Annotated in this window: 23 protein-coding genes and 2 tRNA genes; 19 read left to right on the top strand and 6 right to left on the bottom strand. The window is 44.0% G+C overall.

Annotated features, from left to right (window positions below; genetic code table 11):
- From DFR44_RS03235 to tagF, 10 genes are all read left to right on the top strand, one after another.
- Positions 1-492, top strand: a 492-nt coding sequence (locus DFR44_RS03235) for an OmpA family protein (RefSeq protein WP_162845134.1), incomplete at its 5' end; no start/stop codon positions are given.
- Positions 493-907: 415 nt separating this feature from the next.
- Positions 908-3,559 carry a type VI secretion system ATPase TssH gene (tssH, locus tag DFR44_RS03240; protein ID WP_133619281.1) on the top strand — a complete coding sequence of 884 codons (2,652 nt, stop codon included), beginning with the start codon at positions 908-910 and terminating at the stop codon, positions 3,557-3,559.
- Positions 3,560-3,607: 48 nt separating this feature from the next.
- Positions 3,608-4,135 carry a type VI secretion system contractile sheath small subunit gene (tssB, locus tag DFR44_RS03245; RefSeq protein ID WP_133619282.1) on the top strand — a complete coding sequence of 176 codons (528 nt, stop codon included), beginning with the start codon at positions 3,608-3,610 and terminating at the stop codon, positions 4,133-4,135.
- Between the two features lie 27 nt (positions 4,136-4,162).
- Positions 4,163-5,656: a type VI secretion system contractile sheath large subunit gene (tssC, locus tag DFR44_RS03250; protein ID WP_133619283.1), complete on the top strand. Its 1,494-nt coding sequence runs from the start codon at positions 4,163-4,165 to the stop codon at positions 5,654-5,656.
- A gap of 35 nt (positions 5,657-5,691) precedes the next feature.
- Entirely contained in the window at positions 5,692-6,177 is a 486-nt protein-coding gene (locus tag DFR44_RS03255; protein WP_133619284.1) for an Hcp family type VI secretion system effector, read from the top strand.
- 23 nt (positions 6,178-6,200) lie between these two features.
- Complete coding sequence (gene tssJ, locus DFR44_RS03260) at positions 6,201-6,716, top strand: type VI secretion system lipoprotein TssJ (RefSeq protein WP_162845135.1); 516 nt, start codon at positions 6,201-6,203, stop codon at positions 6,714-6,716.
- A gap of 30 nt (positions 6,717-6,746) precedes the next feature.
- Complete coding sequence (gene tssK / locus DFR44_RS03265) at positions 6,747-8,096, top strand: type VI secretion system baseplate subunit TssK (RefSeq protein WP_133619286.1); 1,350 nt, start codon at positions 6,747-6,749, stop codon at positions 8,094-8,096.
- Between the two features lie 55 nt (positions 8,097-8,151).
- Entirely contained in the window at positions 8,152-9,384 is a 1,233-nt protein-coding gene (gene tssL, locus DFR44_RS03270) for a type VI secretion system protein TssL, long form (protein ID WP_133619287.1), read from the top strand.
- Between the two features lie 12 nt (positions 9,385-9,396).
- Complete coding sequence (gene tssM / locus DFR44_RS03275) at positions 9,397-13,752, top strand: type VI secretion system membrane subunit TssM (protein WP_133619288.1); 4,356 nt, start codon at positions 9,397-9,399, stop codon at positions 13,750-13,752.
- The gene (gene tagF, locus DFR44_RS03280; RefSeq protein WP_133619289.1) at positions 13,749-14,474 is read left to right on the top strand and encodes a type VI secretion system-associated protein TagF; all 726 of its coding nucleotides are present in this window, start codon (positions 13,749-13,751) and stop codon (positions 14,472-14,474) included. Before tssM ends, tagF begins: the two co-directional genes overlap by 4 nt.
- 94 nt (positions 14,475-14,568) lie before the next feature.
- On the opposite strand, the gene DFR44_RS11560 is transcribed toward tagF, so the two are convergent.
- The gene (locus DFR44_RS11560) at positions 14,569-14,790 is read right to left on the bottom strand and encodes a hypothetical protein (RefSeq protein WP_211336888.1); all 222 of its coding nucleotides are present in this window, start codon (positions 14,788-14,790) and stop codon (positions 14,569-14,571) included.
- A 176-nt stretch (positions 14,791-14,966) separates the two neighbouring features.
- On the opposite strand from DFR44_RS11560, the gene DFR44_RS11375 reads away from it, so the two are divergent.
- From DFR44_RS11375 to rplI, 5 genes are all read left to right on the top strand, one after another.
- Positions 14,967-15,356, top strand: a complete 390-nt coding sequence (locus DFR44_RS11375; RefSeq protein ID WP_162845133.1) for a DUF6630 family protein — start codon at positions 14,967-14,969, stop codon at positions 15,354-15,356.
- A gap of 232 nt (positions 15,357-15,588) precedes the next feature.
- Positions 15,589-15,957: a 30S ribosomal protein S6 gene (gene rpsF / locus DFR44_RS03290; RefSeq protein WP_133619290.1), complete on the top strand. Its 369-nt coding sequence runs from the start codon at positions 15,589-15,591 to the stop codon at positions 15,955-15,957.
- Between the two features lie 12 nt (positions 15,958-15,969).
- Complete coding sequence (gene priB / locus DFR44_RS03295) at positions 15,970-16,314, top strand: primosomal replication protein N (protein WP_162845137.1); 345 nt, start codon at positions 15,970-15,972, stop codon at positions 16,312-16,314.
- 28 nt (positions 16,315-16,342) lie between these two features.
- The gene (gene rpsR, locus DFR44_RS03300) at positions 16,343-16,615 is read left to right on the top strand and encodes a 30S ribosomal protein S18 (RefSeq protein ID WP_133619292.1); all 273 of its coding nucleotides are present in this window, start codon (positions 16,343-16,345) and stop codon (positions 16,613-16,615) included.
- Between the two features lie 55 nt (positions 16,616-16,670).
- The gene (gene rplI / locus DFR44_RS03305; protein WP_133619293.1) at positions 16,671-17,120 is read left to right on the top strand and encodes a 50S ribosomal protein L9; all 450 of its coding nucleotides are present in this window, start codon (positions 16,671-16,673) and stop codon (positions 17,118-17,120) included.
- A 69-nt stretch (positions 17,121-17,189) separates the two neighbouring features.
- Here the strand turns inward: rplI and DFR44_RS03310 are convergent, their stop codons facing one another.
- Together DFR44_RS03310 and dnaB are read right to left on the bottom strand one after the other, a co-directional pair.
- Entirely contained in the window at positions 17,190-18,017 is an 828-nt protein-coding gene (locus DFR44_RS03310) for a metallophosphoesterase (RefSeq protein ID WP_162845138.1), read from the bottom strand.
- 336 nt (positions 18,018-18,353) lie between these two features.
- Positions 18,354-19,745, bottom strand: a complete 1,392-nt coding sequence (gene dnaB, locus DFR44_RS03315) for a replicative DNA helicase (protein WP_133619295.1) — start codon at positions 19,743-19,745, stop codon at positions 18,354-18,356.
- A gap of 176 nt (positions 19,746-19,921) precedes the next feature.
- Between dnaB and DFR44_RS03320 the strand changes: the two genes are divergently transcribed.
- Positions 19,922-19,997, top strand: a tRNA-Lys gene (locus tag DFR44_RS03320).
- 63 nt (positions 19,998-20,060) lie between these two features.
- Positions 20,061-20,136: transfer RNA gene (locus DFR44_RS03325), tRNA-Lys, on the top strand.
- A gap of 59 nt (positions 20,137-20,195) precedes the next feature.
- On the opposite strand, the gene DFR44_RS03330 is transcribed toward DFR44_RS03325, so the two are convergent.
- Both DFR44_RS03330 and DFR44_RS03335 read right to left on the bottom strand, forming a co-directional pair.
- Complete coding sequence (locus DFR44_RS03330; protein WP_133619296.1) at positions 20,196-20,999, bottom strand: Ig-like domain-containing protein; 804 nt, start codon at positions 20,997-20,999, stop codon at positions 20,196-20,198.
- 77 nt (positions 21,000-21,076) lie between these two features.
- A complete protein-coding gene (locus tag DFR44_RS03335) occupies positions 21,077-22,324 on the bottom strand; it encodes a hypothetical protein (RefSeq protein WP_133619297.1) in 1,248 nt (415 codons plus the stop codon).
- A 211-nt stretch (positions 22,325-22,535) separates the two neighbouring features.
- Here DFR44_RS03335 and DFR44_RS03340 point away from each other — a divergent pair, with 211 nt between their 5' ends.
- Complete coding sequence (locus DFR44_RS03340; RefSeq protein ID WP_133619298.1) at positions 22,536-24,470, top strand: ATP-binding cassette domain-containing protein; 1,935 nt, start codon at positions 22,536-22,538, stop codon at positions 24,468-24,470.
- Between the two features lie 209 nt (positions 24,471-24,679).
- On the top strand, positions 24,680-25,582 hold the full coding sequence (locus tag DFR44_RS03345; protein WP_162845139.1) for an HNH endonuclease: 903 nt from the start codon (positions 24,680-24,682) through the stop codon (positions 25,580-25,582).
- A 40-nt stretch (positions 25,583-25,622) separates the two neighbouring features.
- On the opposite strand, the gene DFR44_RS03350 is transcribed toward DFR44_RS03345, so the two are convergent.
- The gene (locus DFR44_RS03350; RefSeq protein ID WP_133619299.1) at positions 25,623-26,474 is read right to left on the bottom strand and encodes a sulfurtransferase; all 852 of its coding nucleotides are present in this window, start codon (positions 26,472-26,474) and stop codon (positions 25,623-25,625) included.
- Position 26,475 lies beyond the last annotated feature (1 nt).

Raw genomic sequence — 26,475 nt, forward strand, 5'->3', positions numbered from 1 at the left:
TGCCAATATCAGGTGCAATACGATGAGAAATATCGTGTCAAAGCCACTTACTGGAAAGATGGGCAATGCGAAAACTTTTTGCATCCAAAAGCCAAACCTGCGGTGGCCAAACCTTTGACATTGTCAGCCGATGGACTGTTTGCCTTTGGGCGTTCAGACTTGAACAGTCTACAGCCACCAGGTCGTGCGGTTCTAAACCAATTGGCTTCAAAAATTAACTCAAGTCCAGCTAAATTAAACTCAATTTCGATTGTGGGTTACACCGACCGTTTGGGTTCGCAAGCCTATAATCAAGGTTTGTCAGAAGCCAGAGCTGCAACGGTTAAGGCTTTTTTAGTTCAACAAGGTGTGCCAGCTCATTTAATCCAAACCGAAGGTCGTGGGGCTTCCAATCCAGTGGTGAGCTGTCCAGGTGCAAAATCACCTCAGGTTATTGCCTGCCTGATGCCCAATCGACGGATTGAAGTGACCTTGAAGGGTGAGGTCGAATAACGGTTCATTATTGGTTTGAGTGTATTTGAACATCCCGCTTCAATAAGCGGGATTTTTTTATGAGATTGAAAATTTATCGGCACTTGCCTTCAAGTATTATTTTAAAAAAATGATGTGGTTTTCTAAAAGATATAGTATGATTTACCAGTTTTTTTAATTGTATTTAATATAACTAACAGGTTTGTAATTTTAATTCCTAATTGTTGCTCAGATAGTTACCATGATGCGTTAAGGTTTAAGAAGTTAAGAATGTAATATGTGTAAATTTTTTTAAGATATATATTGAATAATCTATTAATCTCTGTCTATAATTCAGCCTGTCTTATTGAACTGGTTGAATCGTGTAGAGATAGATTGGTTTGTTAAGTCGTTTCGCAGCATAGAATATTAATATATAGCTGCATAAGGGAGAATGATGGATATTTCTAGGTCGGCACTGTTTGGTAAGTTAAACCCCACTTTATTTAAATCAGTAGAAGGGGCGACAGTTTTTTGTAAGTTGCGAGGCAATCCTTACGTTGAGTTGGTGCATTGGCTTCAACAAATTGTACAATTGCCAGATAGCGATATACACAGAATAGCGCGACATTATCAGTTTGATATGCCCGTTTTGGAACGTGACATCACATCTGCGCTGATGGCGTTGCCAAATGGTGCAAGTTCTATTAGTGATTTCTCTCATCACATCACCGAAGCAATCGAGCGTGCTTGGGTCTACTCAACATTGTATTTTGAGTCGTCAAGCATTAGAAGTGCTTATTTGTTAGCCGTTCTGCTAAAAATTCCAGAATTCAGAACCGTATTGTTCGGCATTTCGACTCAATTCAGAAAAATACCGACCGATGAAATCGAGCATTTGCCAGCTTTGTCATCAGGTTCGCCTGAAGGCGAAGAGCATAGCTACGATGGCTCACAATTTGATAGCAGTGTGCCTGGTGAAGCCAGCAATGCTTTGCCATCGGAGCAAAAGAACAAAAGTGGTTTGCAGCGTTTTTGTACTGACTTAACTGAGCAGGCAAGACAAGGCAAAATTGACCCCGTGATAGGGCGTTCGGGTGAAATTCGCGGCATGATTGATATTTTGTTGCGCCGCCGTCAAAACAACCCGTTGTTAACGGGTGAGGCTGGCGTTGGTAAAACAGCGGTTGTTGAAGGTCTGGCCTTAGCGATAGCAAGCGGCGATGTTCCGCCAGTGCTGCAAAACGTTAAGTTGCTTTCTCTCGATGTTGGTGCTTTGCTCGCAGGCGCGAGCATGAAGGGTGAATTTGAATCTCGCTTAAAAGGCGTGATTGAAGATGTAGGTAAGTCTAAAGAGCCTGTCATTTTGTTTATTGACGAAGTCCATACGCTCGTCGGTGCTGGTGGTGCTCAAGGTACAGGCGATGCCGCTAATTTACTTAAACCCGCTTTAGCGCGAGGCGCTTTGCGCACCGTGGGTGCGACGACTTGGAGTGAGTACAAGAAACATATTGAAAAAGATCCTGCATTGACGCGACGCTTCCAAGTGCTACAAGTCATGGAGCCAGAGGAAGTTAATGCCATCAACATGGTTCGAGGCTTGGTCGATGTGTTCACTAAGCATCATAAAGTAGGGATGCTGGATGAAGCGATTGTATCGGCCGTTCGTTTATCACACCGCTACATTCCATCACGTCAGTTGCCCGATAAGGCCATCAGCTTGCTAGATACCGCTTGTGCACGCGTTGCCTTTTCTTTGAATGCGCCGCCTGCTCAGGTTGAATCTTTACGCATGAAATTGGCATCACTAAAACTCGAACGGGATTTATTACAGAAAGAAATTAATGCGGGCGGTGCGCAGCACGAACGATTGGTTGTTGTCGATAATGAATTAAAGACGAATACCGAAGAATTGTCTGTGCTTGAGGCACGTTGGCAGCAAGAAAAAGAAGTTGTTGAGGAGTTGAGAGCAGCACGCGAACAGGTTTTGAAACTGTCCGAAGAGGACTCGGCAGAAGGCGCTCATTTGACTGATTTGCAGACTCAGATAAAAGCTATCGAAGAAAAGCTCAAGTCGATTCAAGTGGGCATGCCCTTGGTTTATGAGCGAGTCGGCATTGAGGTGGTGGCCAGTATCGTTTCTGATTGGACAGGCATACCCGTTGGCAAAATGATGAAAGACGAAATGGTCAATGTTTTGTCTCTGGATAATGATTTGCAAAAGCGAGTCATCGGTCAAAATCATGCGCTCGATCAAATTGCCAATCGTGTACAAACCTCTTATGCGCAGTTGCTTGACCCAGATAAACCCATCGGCGTATTCATGCTCGTAGGCACATCGGGTATTGGTAAAACTGAAACTGCTTTAGCATTGGCGGATGTTTTGTATGGTGGTGAGCAAAACCTCATCACGATTAATATGAGTGAGTATCAAGAGGCACACACCATTTCAACTTTGAAAGGCGCGCCTCCTGGCTATGTTGGTTATGGTGAGGGTGGTGTTTTGACTGAAGCGGTCCGTCGTCGCCCATACAGTGTGATTTTGCTTGATGAAATTGAAAAAGCGCATTCTGACGTTCACGAGATTTTTTATCAAGTGTTTGATAAAGGCTGGATGGAAGATGGTGAAGGGCGATACATTGATTTTAAAAACACCACCATTTTATTGACAAGCAATGCAGGTTCTGATGTGCTGGCTAATTTATGCCAAGATGAGACTTTGTTGCCAGAACCAGAAGCTTTGCGGGAGGCGATTTTTCCTGAGTTGTTGAAAGTATTCCCAGCTGCTTTCTTGGGTCGAGTCACTATCGTGCCTTATTACCCATTGAAATTAGATGATTTAGCACAGATTGTGCGTATTCAAATGAATAAAATCAAGAATCGATTTGCTCTTAATCACAATGTGGATTTGGCTTACTCTGATAAGCTTGTACAACACATTGTCGACAGCTGTTTATCAACAGACACGGGTGCTCGCTTAGTTATTGGTTTTATTGAAAAGAACATATTGCCAAAGCTTGGACGTTTATGGCTTGAATCTTTTTCATCTAAAAAGATTATAAATAAGCTTGAAGTAAGCGTTGAAGATGGTAATATTGTAATTTGTTAAATTTTAATAATTGTTTATGTTTTTTAACCAAAACCGTGGAGGCATCTAATGGCTGTAAGTAATAGTGGACAGAAGTTTATCGCTCGCAATCGAGCGCCCCGTGTTCAAATTGAATACGATGTAGAGATTTATGGTTCAGAGAAAAAAATTGAGCTGCCATTTGTTATGGCGGTGATGACTGATTTGTCAGGTAAGCCTATTGACCCGTTGGTGCCAGTTGCTGACCGTAAGTTCCTCGAAATTGATGTGGATAATTTTGATGATCGCATGAAAGCAATTAAACCACGTGTGGCATTTGCAGTTCCCAATACTTTAAGTGGTGAAGGTCAGTTAATGGTCGACATTACTTTTAATAGTATGGATGATTTTTCGCCAGCTCGTATTGCTGAACAAGTCGATTCACTCAAACAATTGTTGGATGCTCGTACACAATTGGCCAATTTGCAAACATACATGGATGGCAAAACTGGTGCAGAAAGCTTGATTAATCAACTTCTTCAAGACCCTGCATTGTTGAAGAGTTTGGCGGCCGCACCAAAGCCACAGTCATCACAAGAGCCAGAAGCAACCAATTAATTCGATAACTAAAAAGGGATTAAGACTATGAATCAAGCTGAATCAGCAGTATTAGATACCCCAGCATTACAAGAATCTGGGTTTAGTGCATTATTAAATAAAGAGTTTAAGCCTAAAACAGAACAAGCTAAGGAAGCCGTTGAATTAGCAGTAAAAACCTTGGCCGAACAAGCTTTGGTTAACTCTGTGACGATGAGCGATGACTCTTATCGCACCATTAGCGCGATTATCGGTGAAATTGACCGCAAATTGTCAGAGCAAATTAATTTGATTATTCACCATGAGCAGTTTCAAGCTTTAGAAAGCTCATGGCGCGGTTTACATTATTTGGTCAACAACACAGAAACAGATGAAATGTTGAAAATTCGTTTCATGGACGTTTCTAAAAATGAGTTGCGCCGGAATCTCAAACGCTACAAAGGCGTCGGCTGGGATCAAAGCCCATTGTTCAAAGCGATTTACGAGTCTGAATACGGTCAATTGGGTGGCGAGCCTTATGGCTGTATGGTTGCGGATTATTTCTTTGACCACACTCCACCAGATGTTGAAATGCTGCAATCAATTAGTAAAGTTGCCGCTGCGGCGCATACACCATTTATTTCGGGTGCGTCTCCTTCAGTCATGCAAATGGACTCGTGGCAAGAGTTGGCAAATCCTCGTGATTTAACCAAAATCTTCCAAAATACTGAATACGCACCTTGGCATTCTTTGCGCCAGTCAGATGACTCGCGTTACATCGGTTTGGCAATGCCGCGCTTCTTGGGTCGTTTACCATATGGCGTTAAAACCAACCCAGTCGATGAGTTCGATTTCGAAGAAAGCACTGACGGTAGCGATCACAGCAAATACAACTGGATCAATGCAGCGTATGCCATGGCGGTGAACATCAATCGTTCATTTAAACACTACGGCTGGTGTACTTCAATCCGCGGTGTTGAAAGTGGCGGTGTTGTAGAGAATTTACCTTGCCATACATTCCCAACAGATGATGGTGGCGTAGACATGAAGTGCCCGACTGAAATCGCAATCAGCGATCGTCGTGAGGCAGAATTGTCTAAAAATGGTTTCATTCCGTTGTTACATCGCAAAAATACTGATTATGCTGCTTTCATTGGCGCACAATCTTTGCAAAAGCCACAAGAATACTACGATGCAGACGCAACGGCGAATGCAAATTTGTCAGCTCGTTTGCCATATTTATTTGCATGCTCGCGTTTTGCTCATTATCTGAAATGTATCGTTCGCGACAAAATCGGTTCATTTAAAGAGCGCGATGAAGTTCAAAGTTGGTTGAACGAATGGATTATGAACTACGTCGATGCGGATCCAACAAACTCAACTCAAGAAACAAAAGCACGCCGTCCTTTGGCTGCTGCTGAGGTGGTTGTTGAAGAGGTTGAGGGCAATCCGGGTTACTACAGTGCAAAATTCTTTTTACGCCCCCATTTCCAATTAGAGGGCTTAACGGTGTCTTTACGGTTGGTCGCAAAACTACCATCTGTAAAACAAACAGCAGCATAAGCAATAGCAATTAACAAGCATAGAGAGGATTTACAATGGCACAAGATATTTTCTTAAAAATCAATGGCATTGATGGTGAGTCAGCAGATGACGCGCACAAAAATGAGATTGATGTCTTGACCTACTCATGGGTAATGGAACAACAATCAACCATGCACGCTGGCGGTGGCGGTGGTTCAGGCAAAGCAACAGTGCATGACTTAGAGTTTACTCATTTTTATGACAAAGCCTCTGTTAATTTGGCGAAATATTGTTTAACGGGTAAACACATTCCAGAGTGTAAGCTGACTGTTCGTAAAGCGGGTGGCAAGCCTTTTGAATACTTGGTTGTCACTATGAGCGATGTTATCGTGACTTATACAGGTCAATCTGCTGATGCTAAAGATGAAGTTAAAGTGCTTGAAAAAGTACGCTTATCTTTCGCTAAAGTTAAGATGGAATACAAAGTTCAAAATGCTCAAGGTGGTGGCGCAGGTGCAGTGACTGCAACTTACGACATTAAATTGAACAAAGATTCTTAATTTTAAAAAATAGGGAGGATGACGTGCGTAAATGGTTATTAAAGATAAGTTTGTTGTGTTTAACTTTACTCGTGACCGCATGCGCGTCATCTGACCCTAAACCAAAAGAGCAACAAAAGCTTGATTTGACACTGGTGTCTCAGGCAAAAGTAAATAAAGATGTTCAAGGTCGTGCTTCTCCTTTATTGGTTAAAGTGTACGAGCTTAAGTCGGAGGCCGCATTTGAGGCCGCTGACTTTTTCACCTTGCAAAAAAATGATAAAGAAGTGTTACAAGCGGATTTGCTTGAAAAAAATGAATATATATTAAAACCAGGAGACACAAAGCGAATTACTCGTAAGAGCAATTCTCAAACGACAGTCCTTGGTTTTATTGCTGAATTTAGAGACTTACCACGCTCGATATGGCGCGTTACATATAAATTGCAGCCATCTCCTGAAGCTGCTTGGTATCGTTCCGTTATACCAAGTAAAAAAGCCAAATTAAGAATTGAATATGATGATAACGAGATTAAAGTTATTGATCTCGAGGCAAAATAAAGTTATTCGTGTAAAAGAAAGAGGATTTTCATGGGGTGGTACAATAAAATCGTGTGGACTGAGGGCTTGTTTATGCGTCCTCAACACTTGCAGCAGCAAGAAAGATATCTTGAGCATTATGCGCACCGTCGCTCTTTAACGTTATCCCCTTTTTTTTGGGGTATTTCTCATTACGCCATAGATACTGAGTCTTTAAATCTGGGTAAGATAGTTTTAAAAAGTGCAACGGGTTTGTTTATTGACGGGACACCGTTTGATGCGCCAGGGCATATGCCTTTACCTCAGCCACTGAAAATTACTCACGAATTACTAGAACAAGAGATTTTTTTAGCAACGCCAGCTCGCTTGCCAAACTCTGAAGAAACCGCGTTTGAAGAAGATGCGGGACGTTCATTGGCTAGAAATATTGCATTTGAGTATGAGTTGCGTGACAGCAATTCAATTGGTATGGGTAGCAAATTGGTTCAAATGAGCCATTTACGCTTGAAATTAGTGCCCGCGAAAGAAATGGGCGATGCTTGGGTTGGTCTGCCTATCGCAAAAGTGTCAGAAATTTTATCAGATGGCAGTATTCGGTTGGACTCGACATTGATTCCACCTGTGACAGGTTTCGCGGCCAGCCAACAATTAAAAGACTGGTTGATCGAGATTCATGGACTGACCAATTTGCGAGCAGACGCTTTGGCTAAACGTCTGGTCGGTACTGATGTGCGCAGCAGTCAGGTTGCTGAAGTGACCGATTACTTTATTTTACAGCTTTTAAATCGCTATCAGCCATTGCTTAAACACTTGTTGAGCGTGCCTGAGACTTCGCCAGAAGAGCTATATCAAACGCTGTTGCAACTGGCTGGCGAAATGTCGACTTTTGTGAATAGTAAAACACGCCGTCCTGAAGTGTTCCCTGAGTATGACCATTTACATCCTCGGTTTTCTATTGAACCTTTGGTACTGAGTTTACGCCACTTATTAAATGTCGTTTTGGAACGAAGCGCTCAGATGATTGAACTTGAGAATCGACCACATGGCGTATATCTTGCGGTGCTTTCACCAAATGAATTAGAAAGTTTTGGCTCGATTGTGTTGGGTGTTCAAGCCGACCTGCCAAAAGAAATGTTACAGCAGCAATTTATTTCTCAAGCCAAAGTTGCACCTTTTGAGCGATTGATTGATTTAGTCCGTTCGCACTTGCCTGGCATAGAGCTAGATACCTTACCTGTCGCCCCAAGACAGATTCCATTTAACTCGGGCTACACTTATTTCGAAGTGAGCCAAACGGGTAAATTATGGGAGCAACTAGAGCAATCAGGCGGTTTGGCAATGCACATTGCAGGCAATTTCCCTGGCTTGAAAATGGAACTTTGGGGCATTCGAGATCGTTAATTGCTGTTGCAATTTAATTATATGGATTTGTAAAAACGACTAATAAAGAGAACGCATGAGTGATACCACCTACAACAAGTCACGTGATATAAGTGAAATGGACTCGAATACAATTGCTGCATCTGAAGTGCAGCGTCGTTTGCAAGAGATTAAAGTCGCAGAAAATCCACTTTTGGAGGCGGCTAGACCACTGCTACGTGTAATGGCTGATATGAGAATTAAACCTGCAGAGGGTGACATGCAGGCTTTTCGTGACATGCTGGTACGAGAAGTTAAAATATTCCAATATTTATCAGAGCAAGCTGGTATCAAGAATGAGCATATTTTAGCTACTCGTTATTGCCTATGTACAGGTATCGACGAAATTGCTGGCAATATGAGTTGGGCTGAAGGTGCGACAGCCTGGGCCAGTAACAGCTTGCTGGTGGTCTTTCATAATGAAACTTATGGTGGCGAAAAATTCTTTCAACTTCTAGGACGTTTGGCTCAAAATCCAGATGAGCACGGCGATGTGCTCGAAGTGATGTATCAAATCATGGGCTTAGGGTTTGAGGGGCGTTATAAACCGATATCGGATGGTAAAAGGCAACTTGAAACCATACGTCATCGAGTTCGAACGATTATCAATAATCGAAAAGGCGAACCTGATTACACCTTGTCACCAAATTGGAAAGGTGAGTCTGGTGGCAAAATGACTATCTTCCGCAGCCTGCCTGTTTGGGTGACAGCTTCAGTTTTAGGGCTTGTGTTGTTTGGTTTGTTTGGCTGGTATAAGTATAACTTGATGTCAAAAACTAAAGACTTAGAAGCCAAAATTCAGAATGTCAGTGAAACACAAACCATGGCAGTCAAGCCTGCGGTGACTTTGCGTTTAGCAGAGTTGTTACAGACCGAGGTGAGTAAGGGCGTAGTTAAAGTCACAGAAGGGGCGGGGCAAACAGTGGTGACATTCACGGGCGATAACATGTTTGTACCTGGGCAGGCAGAGGTCAACAACAATATCAAACCGACATTGGATAAAGTTGCGGCTGAAATAAATCGTGTGACTGGAACGGTTAATGTGTTTGGTCATTCGGATAACAGCCCGATAAAAACAGAGGCGTTTCCAAATAATCAGGTTCTGTCAGAAAAGCGTGCGCATAGCGTGTCTAGCTACCTGGAAAGTGTAGGGGTCCAAAGTAATCGCTTGAATGTTGTGGGCAAGGGCGATGCTGAACCCATTGCAGATAATAAAACACCCGCTGGCCGTTCTAAAAATCGCCGCGTAGAAATTGTTGTGATTCAATAATAAGGTCAAAATATGAATTTTCTTCGACAAGTTTTCTCGTTTTTGTTTTCGAAACAAATGCTGGCATTTGTGGCCGTGGTGCTGCTTGGGTTAGCTATTTGGTTTATAGGCCCAATGATATCATTTGGTGGTATTCGTCCATTGGCTGAGGTTGGAATCAGAGTCACTACGATTGTTTTGTTATTGGTTCTTCTTTTGTTTGTGTTGCTTAAATGGCCGGTTAGCGTGATTGGTGTGACAGCCTTGTGCCTATTGATTTGGCACGCCACGCCGCTGATTAGTGTTGGCGAAACCAAACCTTTCGAGGCCATTTGGGTACGTGTGTTGACAATCTCAATCGTACTGTTTGTATATGGTGTCTACTTGCTCTACCGCTTGTGGCAAGCGATGCGAGCGAATGAAAATTTGTTGCAAAAAATTCTTCATCCAAAATCAGATAAAGTGGATGAACCTGTATTGGCAAAAGAGCAATTGCAAGAAGTCAGCAATAAAATGCAATCCGCTTTGCGTCAGCTTAAGCGTTTGCGTGTCAACTCAAGTGGCATTAAGAAGCTGTTTGAAGGCAAGCAATACTTATACGAATTGCCGTGGTATATGATTGTTGGCTCCCCAGGGGCAGGTAAAACGACGGCTTTATTAAACTCAGGTTTGAAGTTTCCGTTGGCGGAGCAGCTTGGTTCGGCTAATGTTAAAGGCGTAGCAGGTACTCACAATTGTGACTGGTGGTTTACCAATGAAGCGGTTTTGATTGATACCGCGGGTCGTTATGTCAGCCAAGACAGCGAGCCTCAAGCCGATGCGGCCGAATGGAAAGGCTTTCTTGATTTATTGAGAAAATATCGACCACGTGCGCCAATCAATGGTGCGATGTTGGCATTAAGTGTAGCGGATTTACTGGAACTGTCTAAAGAAGATTTGGCAGTGGAAGTTGCGGCCATGCGTGCACGTATGGACGAGCTGCGAACGGGGCTTGGTATTCGTTTTCCTATCTATGTCATCATCACTAAAACAGACTTGTTGCCAGGTTTTGAGGAATATTTCCATCAGCTAACCTCGGCAGGGCGTTCACAGCCGTGGGGTTTTACCTTACCTTATGGCGCTGAAACTCAACTGGGTGCTTTGGCTTTGAAAAATAAATGCCGTGAAGAACTCAAGTTGTTGACAGAACAGCTTAAAAAAGGTGTTAATTCTCGCTTGCATGAAGAATATGACATTGACCGCCGTTGCAAACTGTATGGTTTTTCAGATGAGTTTGCGAGCCTTGGGAGTAAGTTAGAAGTTGTCATTGAACAGTTATTCCTTGATTCAAAATATGATGATACGCAAAACTTAACCACCCTACGAGGCATCTACTTTACCAGTGGTGTTCAAACGGCTTATCAACAAGTTGTGGCCGACAAGGAAACCATTTGGCAACGCTTTAAACGTTTTTTTGGTCAAAATGAGAAGACAGTTGCGGATGCTGCTAACGAGTGGGATAAGTCTGTTAGTGATAGCGATGTAGATGTTTTGGGCGCACTTGAGGCCTCAGAAGATGCAGAACAAGCTGCTGCAGTTGAATCTGCTCCGATTGTTGTGAAAAATGAAGCTCATAATCAGCTACAGCCGACGGCGACTCAAAGCTACTTCTTGCAAGATCTTTTGCAAAAATTGATATTTCAAGAAGCGCATTTAGTACGTCCGAATCTGCGTTGGGAAGCTCGATATCGTTTGGTCAAGATGTTGGGGCACTTGTTGGCTGGTTTTATTTTCTTTTGGTTAGCCAGTGGTTTGGTTGTTAGCTATGCCAACAATAAAAATTACTTGAAATCCGTGGATGTCAAAGCTGATGGCCTAGCAGGTGAGGTCAAAACTTTGAATGAACAAGGTAAAACAGAGCTTATTCCTGATGTATTGAGTTCGGCTCAAAATTTACCTTTATATTCTGATTTGGATTTGGCTAATCCCGCGTATGCTTATCGTTATGGTTTATATACAGGCGATACCATTTCCAATGCGTCAAAAACTGCTTACCAAAAACTACAAGATAACTTGTTATTGCCTTACATCATTCAGCGCACACAGGCTGTGATGCTTGATGGTATGCAAAAACAAAACTCGGATCGTGCATACAATGCATTAAGAGTTTATTTGATGTTGCATGATAAAGAGCACTTTAAAGCCAATGATGTGCGCGACTGGGTTTTGAATGACTTGAAAGAGCAAGACAGCAGCGCATCGTTTGGTGGCAAAGTATCCGTTGTTGAGCACATCCAAAATATGTTTGATGACAAAAGGATTATTCAATCTCAGCAGACACCCGATCAAAATTTGATTAATCAGGTGCGTCAATATTTAAGTGCAACAACCTCGATTCAGCGTTTGTATGAACGGGCTAAAGCAGATATGAAACAAGAAGCACCTGCTGACTTTACATTGACCAAAGCCGTTGGTCCGCAAGCGGCGATTGTGTTCTCTCGAAAAAGTGGGGAGCCTTTAGACAAAGGTGTCTCGGGTCTATTTACTTACGATGGTTACCAAGAGCTGTTCAGTAAAAGATTGATTGAGTTTGTTGCCAAAGCTGAATTAGATGATGCATGGGTAATGGGACAAGCAACTGCTGAAAAAAAAAATGTTGAAGATTACTTAAGCGACACTGCGCTACTCGAAAAAAAAATGAATAGTCCTGTTACACAGGAAATACGTCGTATGTATCTGGTGGAATATGCAACGACGTGGCAAAATTTTTTAGAAGACATTCGAGTCGCAGCAGATAGTAATAAAATTGGTTCTGCCAATCTTTCATTTGAACTTAACATCGCTAGAGTTTTGGCCAGTCCCGATTCTCCGTTGAATCGTTTGGCTCGTGCCGCAGTGCGAGAAACAACTTTGACTAAAGTCATTGCTGAAGTTGCACCGACTCCGACAGACGGCACTACTGCGGTTGATCAAAAAGCAGCTGAACTGAAAAAAGCCGCTAATGATGCCAAGAAAAATCTCCAAAGTGCCTCTAAGCAGTTGACTTTTTTTAATACTCAAATGGAACGCGATTTAGTCGACAATCGATTTGCGGCTTTGCGTGAGGTGGTCACAGGTCAAGCAGACGTTAAAAGTGCTACAGCTGGAATTGGTGGTGCAGCGTCAGGTAAGGCTGGACTTGAAGGTGTCAATGCGCTTTTGAACGAATATTATAATGCGCTGACCCTCGCTGATAATGCCATGAAAAGCAATACGATGCCGCCTGTCAGCGATATATTTAACAAACTTCAATTAGAAGCCTCTAAATATCCAGCCCCCCTTAATATGGTATTGGCTGATTTTTCGTTACAAGGACAAAAGAAAGTTAATCAAGGCGTGGGTGAGTTATTGGTTAAGCAGACCAATGATCAAGTTGGCAATTTTTGCTTGCAAGCAATCGCTGGTAAATACCCATTCAATAGAGCCAGTTTAACTGAGGTTTCCGCTGAAGACTTCACCATGCTGTTTAGTAAAGATGGTTTGTTTGATAAGTTTTTCCAAAAAAATCTATTACCGATTGTCGATACATCAACTAAACCGTGGCGTTATAAACTGAGTACAACTCCAGATGCCCCAATATTAGGTCCCAATTTAGCAACATTTGAACAAGCAGACACCATTCGTCAACTCTTCTTTAGCGACATACCTGTGCCGCGTGCTAACACCGCAACCGCCGCTTCTGATGTCTCTGCGGCTGCGTCAGCACAAGGTCACCGCATTGCATGGCGTATGGACATGAGCGTTGCCGAGCTAGATCCGTATATTACAGAACTGATTATCAATATCGATGGGCAAGCCCAACGTTATGTACACGGTCCTGTTGTGCCCTTAAATATCGCATGGCCTGGCCCGCGGGGTGGCGTTTCTGCTCAAATTACTGCAGAGCCGCGCATTCGTGCTTCGACCTCAACCATTTCAGCCAGTGGTCCATGGGCTTTGTTCCGACTCTTGGATAAAGCCCGTCTAACCAATTCTATTTCAGCCAACCGTTTCACAGCGACTTATGATTTAGATGGTCGAAAAGTGGTACTGGATATATCTGCAAGCGGTTTGCCCAACCCTTTTTATAGCAATATTTTGCAGTCATTCCAATGCCCCTCTGCGATACCTGCTGTTGCTAGTAATCCACCTGCTACAACGGTTACTCCAGCACCCTTACAAAAAGCAGCGGCTATTCAACCAGCCGCTCCAAAGCAGCTTAGTAATTTAAAAACTGTCCAAAAAAAACAGTCAGCATCCGCTGGCATAAAGACAGCACAATATATGCCAAAGCTAACGCAGCCGTTGGCTTTGAGAAATAAAAAAGTAGCGCTCCAAATTGGTCAAGTAAAGGGTGCTGACAGTAAAGCAAGAACGGAATCCAAAACATGATCCCAGCCCCTTCATGTTTTGGAAAATTACCGTCTCATGGCGATTTTTTGAGAATTCGCGTACCGCAAACTCAAAAATATAAACTAGACCAATGGTTTTCAACTCGAACTAAAAATAATGACGCGGCCTCTGCACAAAAGAGTCCGTTGAGCCATCAAGCCCACTCTATTTCACCTTGGTGCTTTGCGATACAAGGTCAACTATTGAATTCATCCCGTCATTTAATGGCGGTAGGTGTTATTTTCGACTCAAAAGATAAAATAGGCCGAAATTACCCCTTTATTATTTATCAATTGGTGCCTAAGCGTTGGCTACTGAATCAGCTTAAAGAACCGAACCACTGGTTAAAAGTTTTACGGGATTTTTCCTTGTTATGTGTCCAAAAAGACAGTAGGCAACTGGACGAAATGCTCAAAAAACTATGGGCTGAATACAAACCAGAGTGGCGCGATTTTTTTCGAGTTCAAACACATCGACGCATCGCAAGCAAACAACGGCAGGTTCAACAGCTGTTAAGTGTTTGGCAACCCCCAAAAGCAGATGATTTAGACATCTCCAATTTGCAAGGTGTATCAAATGCCCCTTGGCTTGACTGGCCTCAAACTGTTGTATCAGAAAAATTGGGAAGCTTTTGGTGGAAGCTGGATAACGAAGGGCGTTATTTGAATTGTATACAGCACCCTCAACTTGATAAAGAACTACTCGAAAAACTGATGGCATAAAAAATGTTTAAATTTCTCAAAAAATTATTTGTTGGTAAAGAAAATGCTTCAAGCTCTCCTGAGCCGCTTGAGGTTGAGGTTGTTGAGGAAAAGCTTATAGCACCAGCACCAGCACCAGCACCAGCACCAGCACCAGCACCAGCACCAGCACCAGAACCAGAACCAGAACCAGAACCAGAACCAGAACCAGAACCAGAACCAGCACCAGCACCAGCACCAGCACCAGCACCAGCACCAGCACCAGCACCAGCACCAGCACCTGAACCTGAACCTGAACCTGAACCTGAACCTGAACCTGAACCAAAGCCTGAACCAAAGCCTGAACCAAAGCCTGAGATTAATTACCAAAATCTCATGTCAAAGGGACTGTTGTGTATTTTGCCGGCATCCCCTTTCATTGTTAAGCATCAGCGTTTAATTAAGCAGATTACTCGGCCGTTATCAGCGCATGAGCGAATGCGTTTATCTGGACTGTATTTTGATGGTTTGGATATGAATGAAAAGCCCTGTCAAGCGATTTTGAGTTTAACAAAGGACATCGGGCAAAAATGGGGGCAGTGGATACTTCTAGACACGAAGGGGCATCCAATCGATGACTTCGAGTGGCAAGCTCAAGAACTTGCTTTTAATTGGAATTTGCCAGAAGGATTTGAATGGGAGTGTGAAGAAGAAGTCACTAAAGCCAATAAAGAGCGAGTTATCAATACGGCATTGCAGGCTTATGCACACTGGTTGGGTACGTATCATTTCACTTTGATAACATTGAGTAATGAAAAGCATCTTGTGTGTGGTGCATTTATTTTACCAACAGTCGAAATGAAGCCGTTTCAAGCCTTGGCAAAAGAACTTGAGTTAACATACAAAGTTGTCACAGTAGGTTAGACGTATTGATTGGCGCTGGGCTACGTATAGGCTTGATTTTTTTTGGATTGTTGCTTATAATCCCGAAGTTGCGTTGTATGTGAGTTTTGTTTTTTAGTTATGAAGAATAAAATTTCATTTGCTAACGCCATATTATGCAATTGCGGTTAATGCTTGCGCATTAGCCGTTTTTGTATCGTCTTGCTACACTCGCACAGACGCGCGAGGTGGCTTTCATCCACAAGGAGTGAATATGCGTCATTATGAAATCGTATTGATTGTGCACCCTGACCAAAGCGAACAAGTACCTGCTATGGTTGAGCGTTACAAAGCACAAATCGAAGCCCAAGAAGGCAAAGTCCACCGTTTTGAAGACTGGGGTCGTCGTCAATTGGCCTACCCAATTCAAAAGCTCGTTAAAGCCCATTATGTGTGCTGGAACATCGAGTGCAGCCAAACTACTTTGGACGAACTTGAACATGCTTTCCGCTACAATGATGCTATTTTGCGCCATTTGACTATCAAGATGGATAAAGCGGAAGTCACGCAATCTATCATGATGAAAGCGGCTGAAAAAGAAGAAGCACGCAAATCTGCGCCCGCTCCTGCTGCTTCAGCTTAATTGTTTGATACAGTGAGTACAGACGCAGTACATCCGACCAATCGTTTAATTTTGGATGTGTGTTTGCTTGAAAAAAGTGAACTGCGAAAGACCTTGGCAGGTGTTCCCGTTGTCGAAGCCGTGTTTGCCCATACGGGCGTTCAGTCAGAAATAGGACTTGAACGACAGGCTCAATTTGAGTTGGCAGGCATCGCGATGGGGGAAATGGCATCGGTTTTAGAGAGAGCACAGGTCGGTTTAAGTTATCGAGTGCAAGGTTTTTTAAATCGAAAAAGTCTCAAAAGCCTCAAGTTAAGGTTGCATCTGACTCACATGAGTCCCATTGCTGTAGATGTGCTTAATGCACTTACAGATTAATTTTAGAGTTTAGAAAAGGAAATGCATCATGGCAGCTCCACGTAGCAAATCAGGTCGTCCAGAACGCCGTCCAGCACAAAACCCATTGTTCAAACGCAAGCGCGTTTGCCGCTTTACAATGGCTAAAGTAGATCATATCGACTACAAAGATGTTGATACATTAAAAGATTTCATCGCTGAAAATGGCAAAATTATCCCAGCACGTTTAACTGGTACTCGCGCTATTTACCAACGTCAGTTGAATACTTGCATCAAGCGTGCTCGTTTCTTGGCTTTGTTGCCTTACTGCGATAACCACTAATTTGAACATCGTTGATTGAAACGTAATGGGTTTCGATAACGAAAAAGGATAGAAAATGCAAATCATTTTATTAGAAAAAGTTTTGAACGTTGGTCAGCTTGGCGATGTGGTTAAAGTTAAAGACGGTTACGCACGTAACTTCTTGATTCCTCAAGGTAAAGCACGCCGCGCAACTGCAACTGCAATGGCGGAGTTTGAAGCTCGCCGTGCTGAAATTGAAAAAGTACAAGCTGAAAAGCTCGCTGCAGCACAAGCCGTTGCTGAAAAAATGACTGGCTTGCAGTTAACAATGCCTTCTAAAGCAGGTGTTGATGGTCGTTTGTTTGGTTCTGTAACCAATGCCGATATCGCTGAAGCGTTGAAAGCACAAGGTTTTGAAGTGAGCAAATCACAAGTTAAGGTGGTTGCAGGTAACATCAAAGCGATTGGCGAATATGAAGTTCAAATTGGCCTGTTCACTGATGTCACTGCGGGTATCACTTTAAATGTTATTCCAGCGGTATAATTTTAAAGGTAGGTCTTAAAAAGGCCTTTCTTTTAAGTATAAAAAACCAAGGCATTTGCCTTGGTTTTTTTATGCTCGCATTAATGTAATGTGGGTAATTTCGCCTGAAATATCCGTGGTGCGTAAAGGCGGCCCCCAATAACCTGTGCCAGAGTTAACATATACCCAGCCATTTTGATTGCGGTTTAAACCTCGTGAAAACTTATGAAAATATTGAACCAGCCATGTGGCGGGGAAATATTGCCCTGCATGAGTATGACCTGATAGCTGCAAGTCAACTTTTAAGTTTTTTGTTAATTCGGATGTCCCTGGGTGATGGGCAAGCAACAGAGTCAATTGTGCATTTTCAGGGCTGTTTTTAAATGCTTTTTCGGGATTACAAGCATGAGCGGGGATGCGTTGTTCAGCTTTGAGGTCATGTACGCCAGCCACGACAATCGCGTGTCCACGCACATTGAGTGTTGCATGTTCGTTGCCTAAAACGTGCCAGCCAAACGTTTTAAAATGCTCAATCCAGCCCACTGCACCTGAGTAGTATTCATGATTACCCGTGACGTAAAATGTCCCGAGTTTGGATTGGATTTGGGCCAATGGCGCGACACTATTTTTTAAGCGAGCCACAGAACCATCAACAACATCTCCCGTTATCGCCATTATATCGACATTGAGTGAATTGACTGCAGCGACAATTTTTTTCAGATAGGTATCCTCATTTTGCAGTTGCCCGACATGAACATCAGAAATCTGCCCAATGGTTAGACCTTCAAGCTCGGCGGGAAGGTTGTCAATGCTAATTTGGATGCGATTGATGGTCGGTTCGGCTAAAGCGCGATGCGCAGCATAACCGAAAACAGCCGTCGTTGCGCCTAAAATACCAGCACGTGAGCTTTGACGCAAAAAATCGCGCCGTTCGTTGGAGACGTTTTTGGCTGGTTTTATGAAACGAAAGGGCAAAGAAATGACGTGTTGAGCGACTGTGAAAACGAGTAACAATGAGTAAAACCCGAAGCCGTAACTCAAAATATTTATCAGAACATAGCTGCTGTTGACCTCTGTAACCAGGCGTATGAAAAATTGGGCGGGTAGGCACATAGAAAGTAACAAAAGCCCCAGCAATCCAATGGCCCGCTTCAATCTAGACCATGTATGAGGGATGAGCCGTTGATAAATATAAAAAGCTGAAACGATCAGAATAATAGTGGTGAGAATGGTAAACATGGACATGGTGTAAAGTTAATAGTTAGGTACATATTCATCAGAATATATGGCGTTGTCAAATTTTGTGTACTCGCCAATAAAGTTCAAGTTGACCGTGCCGATTGGACCGTTACGCTGCTTGCCAATGATAATTTCAGCTTTACCTTTTGCATTCGGGTCTTCTTTATTGTAAACCTCGTCACGATAGACAAACATAATGATGTCGGCATCTTGCTCAATCGCACCAGACTCACGCAAATCGGACATCATTGGTCGTTTATCAGGACGTTGTTCAACGCTACGATTTAACTGAGACAGGGCAATGAGTGGGCATTCCAGTTCTCGCGCCAAAGCTTTAAGAGAACGTGAAATTTCTGAAATTTCTGTTGCACGATTGTCGCCCGCACGCGACGCACTCATCAGTTGTAAATAGTCGACGACGATAAGACCTAAACCACCGCATGTGCGAGACAGTCGGCGAGCGCGAGCGCGCAAATCGAGAGAGTTTAAAGCGGGCGTTTCGTCAATGAACAATTGCGTTTCGTGCATTTTTTCCATCGCCACGGTCAAGCGTTCCCAATCCTCATCGTTCAGTTGCCCTGTACGCAGACGGGTTTGATTGAGCTTACCAACCGAGCCCAAAATACGCATGCCCAATTGTTTCGCACCCATCTCCATTGAAAACACCGCAACAGGCAAGCCTTCGGCGATAGAAACATGTTCAGCAATATTCATCGAAAATGAGGTTTTGCCCATTGATGGCCGACCCGCAACGATAATCAAGTCGCCTTTTTGTAAACCTGCGGTCATACGGTCTAGGTCATAAAATCCGGTTGATACGCCCGTCACCTCATCTTTTTGGTCGCGATGATACAAATCATTAATTTGATCCAATACATCGCTTAAAACCACGGGCAACTCGTGAAAATCAGCACCGCCGCCGCGTCGGCCGTCTTCTGCTACGGCTAAAATAGATTGTTCCGCAAAGTCGATGATTTCTTTGGTTTCTTTACCTTGGGGCGCAAAAGCTGCTTCTGCGATGTTGTCCGATGCACTGACCAGTTTACGCAGCAGTGCGCGGTCATGTACGATTTCCGCATAGCGTCGAATGTGAGCGGCTGACGACACACTCGTCACCAAGGCATTCAAATAAGACATACCGCCCACATCATCCAATCGACCTTGAGTCTGCAAAGACTCAAACACCGTGACAACGTCTGCAGGGTGTCCTTGTTCGATGAGCATGGCGATGGTTTTAAAAATCAGCCGATGATCGAAGCGATAAAAAGCCTCTTCGCGAATCATGTCGTTGATTTTGTCCCAAGCCATGTTGTCGAGCATCAGCCCGCCCAATATGGATTGTTCGGCTTCGATTGAGTGAGGTGGAGTGCGTAGTGCTGATAAATCGTCGTGAATCTCAGGAGACATGGTGACCTAATGTGATTTTAAATATATGAAAAATAGAGCGTGTATTTTACTGGTTTTTAGTGCATCGTGTGAACTTGACGGCATGCACCACCAGCCCGCATAAAAATATTTCGCTGCTTTTGTTGCGTAAGTGTTGACAAAAATTTTTAGGCTGACTATAATCTTGCTTCTGATTTGGGTCGTTAGCTCAGCTGGTAGAGCAGCGGACTTTTAATCCGTTGGTCACAAGTTCGAATCTTGTACGACCTACCAAATTTAGAAAGGCCTCGCCTAAGCGGGGCTTTTGTTTTGAAGCATTTTGTTGTACCGTTTTTTGGGTCGTTAGCTCAGCTGGTAGAGCAGCGGACTTTTAATCCGTTGGTCACAAGTTCGAATCTTGTACGACCTACCAAAAATAAAAAACCTCGCGTAATGCGAGGTTTTTTATTTTCAATTCGGTGTTCCTTATTGCTATCGGACGTGAATGGGCAAACGTTGGTCTTTTATGATTCGAATGCCTTCTTTGTGGGGGTGCTCAAAAGCCAAATCCAGTGAGTTAGAGGCGATATCTTCCAGTTGAGCGTTGACTATTAACTCATATGTGCCATCGGCTTGCCATGGTTCGCTGGGCGTAAACTGCCAAACACTTTCATCTTGAGATAGTGTTACTGCGCCGTTTACTTCATGATTGTGGTGCAACACTTTAATCAATGTTTGAGCACTGATGTGATCAAGTGGTTCTTTAAAATCAATGTATAACGCTTCTGTTGTACCGTGTTGAGGTTCAGATATGCGCCAGTTTTGTATGCGCGGTGCGGTGATGTCTTCAGTTACGCCGACAAACTCTTTGGTATAGGGTTTTTCTAATTTTTCTCCAGCAAAATTAAGCAGTTGATTGTCCACGGTTAAATGATAGGTTTGACCTGCGACAAATGCTCTTCCCATTTGTTCATGCGCTTCTAGCCCTGTTTTAACTCGACCTGGATCAACAATCAGGGTTACCTTTGTGCGATTGTTATTCCAAAGTTCGTATTGATTTTCATAGAACACGCCGCTGAGGTTGTGGCCTTCGCTGTCTGTTAAATGGACGTGCTGTAATATGCCCATCTCTTGCATCGGTTGAGAAAACTGTATATAAAACCGTAAAACGTTTTCAGGGATTTTCTGTGTGCTTGGGTAAATGTTTAGCACCGTAGGTGCTTGTGCCCATGATTGAAATGAGGCGGATAAGCATAATAAGCCAGTGGCGATTCTGAGATTTGTTTTGAGCGTCATATGTTATAAAAGTTATAAAAAAGAAGGTATGACGTTGTCATACCTCTGTGTTTAACACTGAGCAGCGTGTTGAACGATTATTTTTTGATGTCTTGCGGGCGATCCAAATCTTGAATGAGCATGTTTTGAACGCCTTTCATTTGCAGTTGTTCGCCCTTGTATTCGTATGAAGGCTGGTCGTATTCAGACACAAATTCATCCAAACGCAGGTACACATTTTTCATAAAAGAAATTAATTCTAAGTTGCCCGTTTCATCATCTCGGCGAAGGGCGGTGATATGGTAATCGTCTTGGTCATCCAATTGCAATAAACCCGTCATAGGCAAGGAGGTCGATTCCACGCCCGCTTTTTCCGAGAACCCAAGGTTGCTGGTGATTCCCGCTTTTTTAGCACTGGACGCAATATCGCTCATATTGATGAATGAAGCCGAACGATTGCGATTGGATAAAATCACGCCTTCATATGGTTTTTTATCAAAGCCAGCTGATTTGAATTTAATCATGTCAACAGGTGTATTGCCGTAACCCATTTCGCCAATGGTTTTGCCTTTAACGTGCGCGCCGTTTTTAAGCTCATCGACAGGAATTAAAACCAGCGGGGTGCACGTATAGGCGGCCAGCACATAGTCTTTGTTATCAATATTAACAAACGTCATGGTTTGAATCGGCGCTCGTGTTTCATTCTGATTGTGCACACCATGGAAGATTTCAACAGAAGATGTGCTGGGGGTTGTGCCATTGAATGGGTAATCTAAAACCCGCAATGCCGATGAGAACTCGGCATTCGACATGCCGCTGATATAAACTTTTCCTTTGTAAAAATCAATATCCGTTATTGTGAGCGCGCGCATGGGCGTTTTGCCCCAAAAGCTGGTTGTGTTTGTGGGCGCATCATTGATTTTAGCTTCTGTGTGAGCCACTGCAGCCAAGTCAAAAGCACGCAACTCACCCGCTTGGTTCACCACAACCACATGCGAGGTGTAACCTTTACCGTTGTTCGTATCAAAAGCAATGTAAGCCTCTTTAGACACAGGGTGAATCGCCATGTCGCGGATAATCAGTGCATTGGCGGCAACGCCTGCAAATGAAGCCAGCTTCGAGCTTAGGTCATGAATGTTATACGCTTTACCAGCCGCAGCATTCGTTTGTTCTGGCACAGAGTAAGCGTATAACGTTGCAGACTGACTGTCGCCAATAAATAAGGTTTGTCCATCTTTGAACTTCAAGACATTCACAGACTCAGGCGTGCTGGCAAAAGCAGCTACGCTGCCCATCATGAGCAAGCCCATAAACGATGCTTTTGGTAAATTAAAATTAAATTTCATAAACAATCCTTTCTAAAACATTGAATCGGATTATACAGACATTTAAAAAAATTGCCGTCATGAGGATTTTTATATCCCAACACCGATGAACAATCACCTGCATTCAAGGTAGTTGCTTGCAGCCGTTTACGGTAAAATGCCGTTTCAACTGCGGTTGCCGCCTTTATGCAGCGATTTTAAGCAGCGTTCTCACAATTTTAATAAGTTTATTATGGCACTCTTTACCCTCACTGATGCACAGCTGGCTTATGGTCACGTTGCCCTGCTCGACCATACCGAGTTTTCTTTAGAAGAGGGCGAGCGCGTTGGTTTAATTGGTCGCAACGGCACGGGCAAATCATCGTTATTAAAAATTATTGCAGGCACGCAATCCTTAGACGATGGCAAAATCAGCCGTCAACAAGGTTTACGTTGTGCGTATGTCGAACAAGAACCGATATTTGAACCGAGCATGACCGTGTTTCAAGCGGTAGCCGAAGGTGTGGGCGAAGGCGCGCAAAAACTCATTGAATATGAACAACTCACCGATGAGTTAGCGCATGCCAGTGACGACAAGCAAATGGAACTGCTAGAACGCCTGCAAGAAGTGCAAACCGAATTGGAGCACAACGACATGTGGTCTTTGCACACGCGAGTGCAAACCACCTTGGATCAATTGGGCTTGGACGAACACGCCCTGTGTGGCAAATTGTCAGGCGGCTTGCAAAAAAGAGTTGCGCTCGCACGCGCCTTGGTACAAGCGCCCGATATTTTATTGCTCGATGAACCGACCAACCACCTCGACATGACCGCGATTGCTTGGCTCGAAGAACTGTTGCGCAACTTCAAAGGCGCGGTGCTATTGATTACCCATGACCGAGCGTTTTTGGACAACATCGCCACGCGCATCGTCGAATTAGACCGCGGTCTGCTGCGCAGCTACCCTGGGAATTTTTCAGCCTACCAAACCCTAAAAGCCCAACAACTGGCCGATGAAGCCGTTGAAAATGCAAAATTCGACAAAGTCCTCGCGCAAGAAGAAATCTGGATTCGCAAAGGCGTTGAAGCGCGGCGCACAAAAGGCGTTGCCCGTATCAATCGCCTCATGGAAATGCGTCAACAACACGCCAGCCGCCGAGACCAACTCGGGCAAGTCAAGTTAGACGTCGCCCAAGGTGAACGCTCAGGCAAGGTCGTGGCAGAACTGGAACTCGTCAACAAATCTTTCGGTGACAAAACCATCGTCAAAGACTTCACCGCCACCATCATGCGCGGAGACAAAGTCGGCTTTTTAGCAGGCAACGGCATGGGCAAAACCACATTGCTCAAACTCATTTTAGGCGAACTTGCGCCCGATTCTGGACACCTAAAAACAGGTACAAATATTTCCATCGCCTATTTTGACCAAATGCGAGGCGCACTTGACCCCGAAAAAAGCTTGGCAGAAACCATCAGCCCTGGCAGCGAATGGGTCGAAATCAACGGCGCACGCAAACACGTCATCGGTTACCTGAGCGACTTCCTGTTCGCCCCACAACGCGCCAACTCCCCCGTCAAATCCCTATCTGGTGGCGAACGCAACCGCTTACTGCTCGCTCGCCTGTTCGCCAACCCCGCCAACGTCTTGGTACTCGACGAACCGACCAACGACCTAGACATCGACACCCTAGAGCTGCTCGAAGAACTGCTACAAGACTACGCAGGCACGGTATTTTTAGTCTCGCACGACCGACAGTTTTTAGACAACGTCGTCACCAGCGTCATCGCCGCCGAACCGCGAGCGGGCGAATGGCGCGAATACATCGGCGGTTTTTACGACTGGCAACGACAAAGCGGCCTCAAAGTCCCCGTCGGTCACGCCGAAGTCGACGCCGCAATGATAAAAAATGGCCCGAAAAAAACTGTTGAACCCGTTAAAGCACCAGACCCCGCTAAAAGCAGCAAAGCCAAGTTAAGCTTCAAAGAACAACGCGAATTGGAAGAGTTACCGATTAAAATCGCCAACTTAGAAAATGAACAAAACGGCATCAACGCCCTGCTGCTCGACGGTCAAATTTTCGTCAATGAACCCAAACGCGGCGTCGCTTTGACTGAGCGGCTTGGCGAAATTGATGAGGAATTGTTGCAATGCTTGGAGCGCTGGGAGGCGTTGGAGGCGCGGAAGTGAGATAAGCTTAATAGGTCAGTCTGTTTACTTCTCTCGCTTAATGAGCAATGCGCCATTGAAATTAGAGTTGTATTTTTTTAAATATATTGACTAATTTATATTTTATGATGGTTTAACTGTTGATTTTGATTGGATATGCTTCGAAATCGGAATAATTTATTTATCTGCTTTTATTTATAAAAACGTTAAATTTTTTTTGGGGGGGGGGTATGACACTATTGTTTTGTAACGTTGGATGGATGAAAAATTACAAAGGTATTAATGATGATGGTTCCATAGAGTGGGGAGGGGCATATAATAAACATTCTACTGGTCTAGAGGTATGCAACTTCAGTGATAATAAAGGAGTTTTATATGGACATGTGCAGCCAAGAGGTCAAATCAAAATTGAAAGGCTTGGGGCTAGTAAAGAAGATAATTTCGTCAGTGGTGTAACAGTTGTTTGGACAGCAAGAGCTGAAAGTGGTGGAACGGTAGTTATTGGTTGGTACAAAAATGCAACTGTCTATCGCAATGTGCAAACGATTCATGAACCAAGTGAACTTCAAAAGAAAAATGGTGTTAATTCCTACCGAATTAGAGCCTTAGCAAGCAAAGCTGTTTTGCTTCCAATAAAGCGAAGAGAGTTAATAATTCCTCGGGGTGTAAAAGGAGGAATTGGGAAAAGTAATGTCTGGTTTGCTGATGCGGAAGAAAGCAAAGAGCTAGTAGAAAATGTTGTTGCTTTTATTGAGCAGGGTTCGTTTCCTAGAATTCCAGACGTTGATGAAATTCAGTCTATTCTTGAAGGCAATCCACGATTGTTGACTCATCTTCGACGTGAGCGAAGTGCAGCTCTTGTCAAAAAGAAGAAAGATGCAACAATGCGCGCAACGGGAAAACTATGTTGCGAGGTGTGCGGTTTTGACTTTAAAGACGCTTATGGAGATATTGGGGATGGCTTTTGCGAGGTTCATCATCTCTTGCCTTTATCTAAAGCAGATGGCATAGTTAAAACGAAATTAACGGACTTAGCAATAGTCTGTTCAAATTGCCATCGTGTTCTTCATCGCTCAAATCCAATGCTTACCATTAGCAACTTATCGAAGCTTTTTAAAAAGGCAAGTTCATAAGCTTATACTATTTCATACTTTTTTTGAATTTTACAAAATATTATCCCTCAGATTTTTCAACAGGCCGCTTTTCATCACTACACCACTCACTCCAAGACCCAGCATACAATGCCGCGCCTTCCAGCCCTGCGATGTGTTGCGCCAACATATTGTGACATGCGGTGACGCCTGAGCCGCATTGGTTGACCACTTGTTCAATCGGCGTATCCGCCAAGGTCGCCAGCCATTCGGTGCGTAAGGTGTCGGCGTCTTTAAAGGTTAAATCTGCGTTTAAGTTGCTTACGAAACAATGGTTGCGGGCGTGTGGGATGTGGCCGCCGACGGGGTCGATGGGTTCGACTGCGCCTGAAAAGCGTTCGGGTGCGCGTGCGTCAATGATTTGGTATACCCCATCGTTTAAATGCGCCATTAAGTCGTCCGCGCTCACGGTTCGGTTGAGCGATGCTTGCGCCGTGAAGTCGCCGATGTGGGGCGAGGGCAGGGCGTCTGTGACGGGCAGTTCTGCGGAGCGCCATGCGTTTAGGCCGCCATTGAGTACGGCGACGTTGGCGTGACCGAGATGGCGCACCAGCCACCATGCTCGCGCTGCCATCATGCCGTTGTGTTCATCGTATACCACCACTTGGGTGCTGTGGCTCAATCCGATGTGGCGCAGTTTTTCGGCAAAGAGGTTTAAATCGGGCAGGGGGTGGCGACCATTGCGCCCTGTTTTTTCACCTGATAGGTCGGTGTCCATGTGCATGAAAAAGGCGTTTGGAATGTGCGCCTGTGCATAGGCTTGTGTGCCAGCGTCGGTGTTCATCAAGTCATGACGCGTGTCTAAAATCAGCAGAGGCGCGTTTGAGTTGATTAAAACGTTTAGTTCGCGTGGGGTGATTAAGGTGGTGTACATT

Origin of the sequence: Hydromonas duriensis (genome assembly GCF_004363775.1) — a bacterium.
In the GTDB taxonomy this organism is placed as follows: Bacteria; Pseudomonadota; Gammaproteobacteria; order Burkholderiales; family Burkholderiaceae; genus Hydromonas; species Hydromonas duriensis.

Coding starts and splice junctions, on each gene's coding strand:
- DFR44_RS03340 (WP_133619298.1), top strand. CDS start 22,536: ATGGCACTCTTTACCCTCACTGATGCACAGCTGGCTTATGGTCACGTT.
- tssH (WP_133619281.1), top strand. CDS start 908: ATGGATATTTCTAGGTCGGCACTGTTTGGTAAGTTAAACCCCACTTTA.
- DFR44_RS03335 (WP_133619297.1), bottom strand. CDS start 22,324: ATGAAATTTAATTTTAATTTACCAAAAGCATCGTTTATGGGCTTGCTC.
- tssC (WP_133619283.1), top strand. CDS start 4,163: ATGAATCAAGCTGAATCAGCAGTATTAGATACCCCAGCATTACAAGAA.
- DFR44_RS03345 (WP_162845139.1), top strand. CDS start 24,680: ATGACACTATTGTTTTGTAACGTTGGATGGATGAAAAATTACAAAGGT.
- DFR44_RS11375 (WP_162845133.1), top strand. CDS start 14,967: ATGAATGAAAAGCCCTGTCAAGCGATTTTGAGTTTAACAAAGGACATC.
- tssL (WP_133619287.1), top strand. CDS start 8,152: ATGAGTGATACCACCTACAACAAGTCACGTGATATAAGTGAAATGGAC.
- DFR44_RS03255 (WP_133619284.1), top strand. CDS start 5,692: ATGGCACAAGATATTTTCTTAAAAATCAATGGCATTGATGGTGAGTCA.
- rpsF (WP_133619290.1), top strand. CDS start 15,589: ATGCGTCATTATGAAATCGTATTGATTGTGCACCCTGACCAAAGCGAA.
- DFR44_RS03330 (WP_133619296.1), bottom strand. CDS start 20,999: ATGACGCTCAAAACAAATCTCAGAATCGCCACTGGCTTATTATGCTTA.
- rpsR (WP_133619292.1), top strand. CDS start 16,343: ATGGCAGCTCCACGTAGCAAATCAGGTCGTCCAGAACGCCGTCCAGCA.
- rplI (WP_133619293.1), top strand. CDS start 16,671: ATGCAAATCATTTTATTAGAAAAAGTTTTGAACGTTGGTCAGCTTGGC.
- tssB (WP_133619282.1), top strand. CDS start 3,608: ATGGCTGTAAGTAATAGTGGACAGAAGTTTATCGCTCGCAATCGAGCG.
- dnaB (WP_133619295.1), bottom strand. CDS start 19,745: ATGTCTCCTGAGATTCACGACGATTTATCAGCACTACGCACTCCACCT.
- DFR44_RS03350 (WP_133619299.1), bottom strand. CDS start 26,474: ATGTACACCACCTTAATCACCCCACGCGAACTAAACGTTTTAATCAAC.
- tssM (WP_133619288.1), top strand. CDS start 9,397: ATGAATTTTCTTCGACAAGTTTTCTCGTTTTTGTTTTCGAAACAAATG.
- tagF (WP_133619289.1), top strand. CDS start 13,749: ATGATCCCAGCCCCTTCATGTTTTGGAAAATTACCGTCTCATGGCGAT.
- tssK (WP_133619286.1), top strand. CDS start 6,747: ATGGGGTGGTACAATAAAATCGTGTGGACTGAGGGCTTGTTTATGCGT.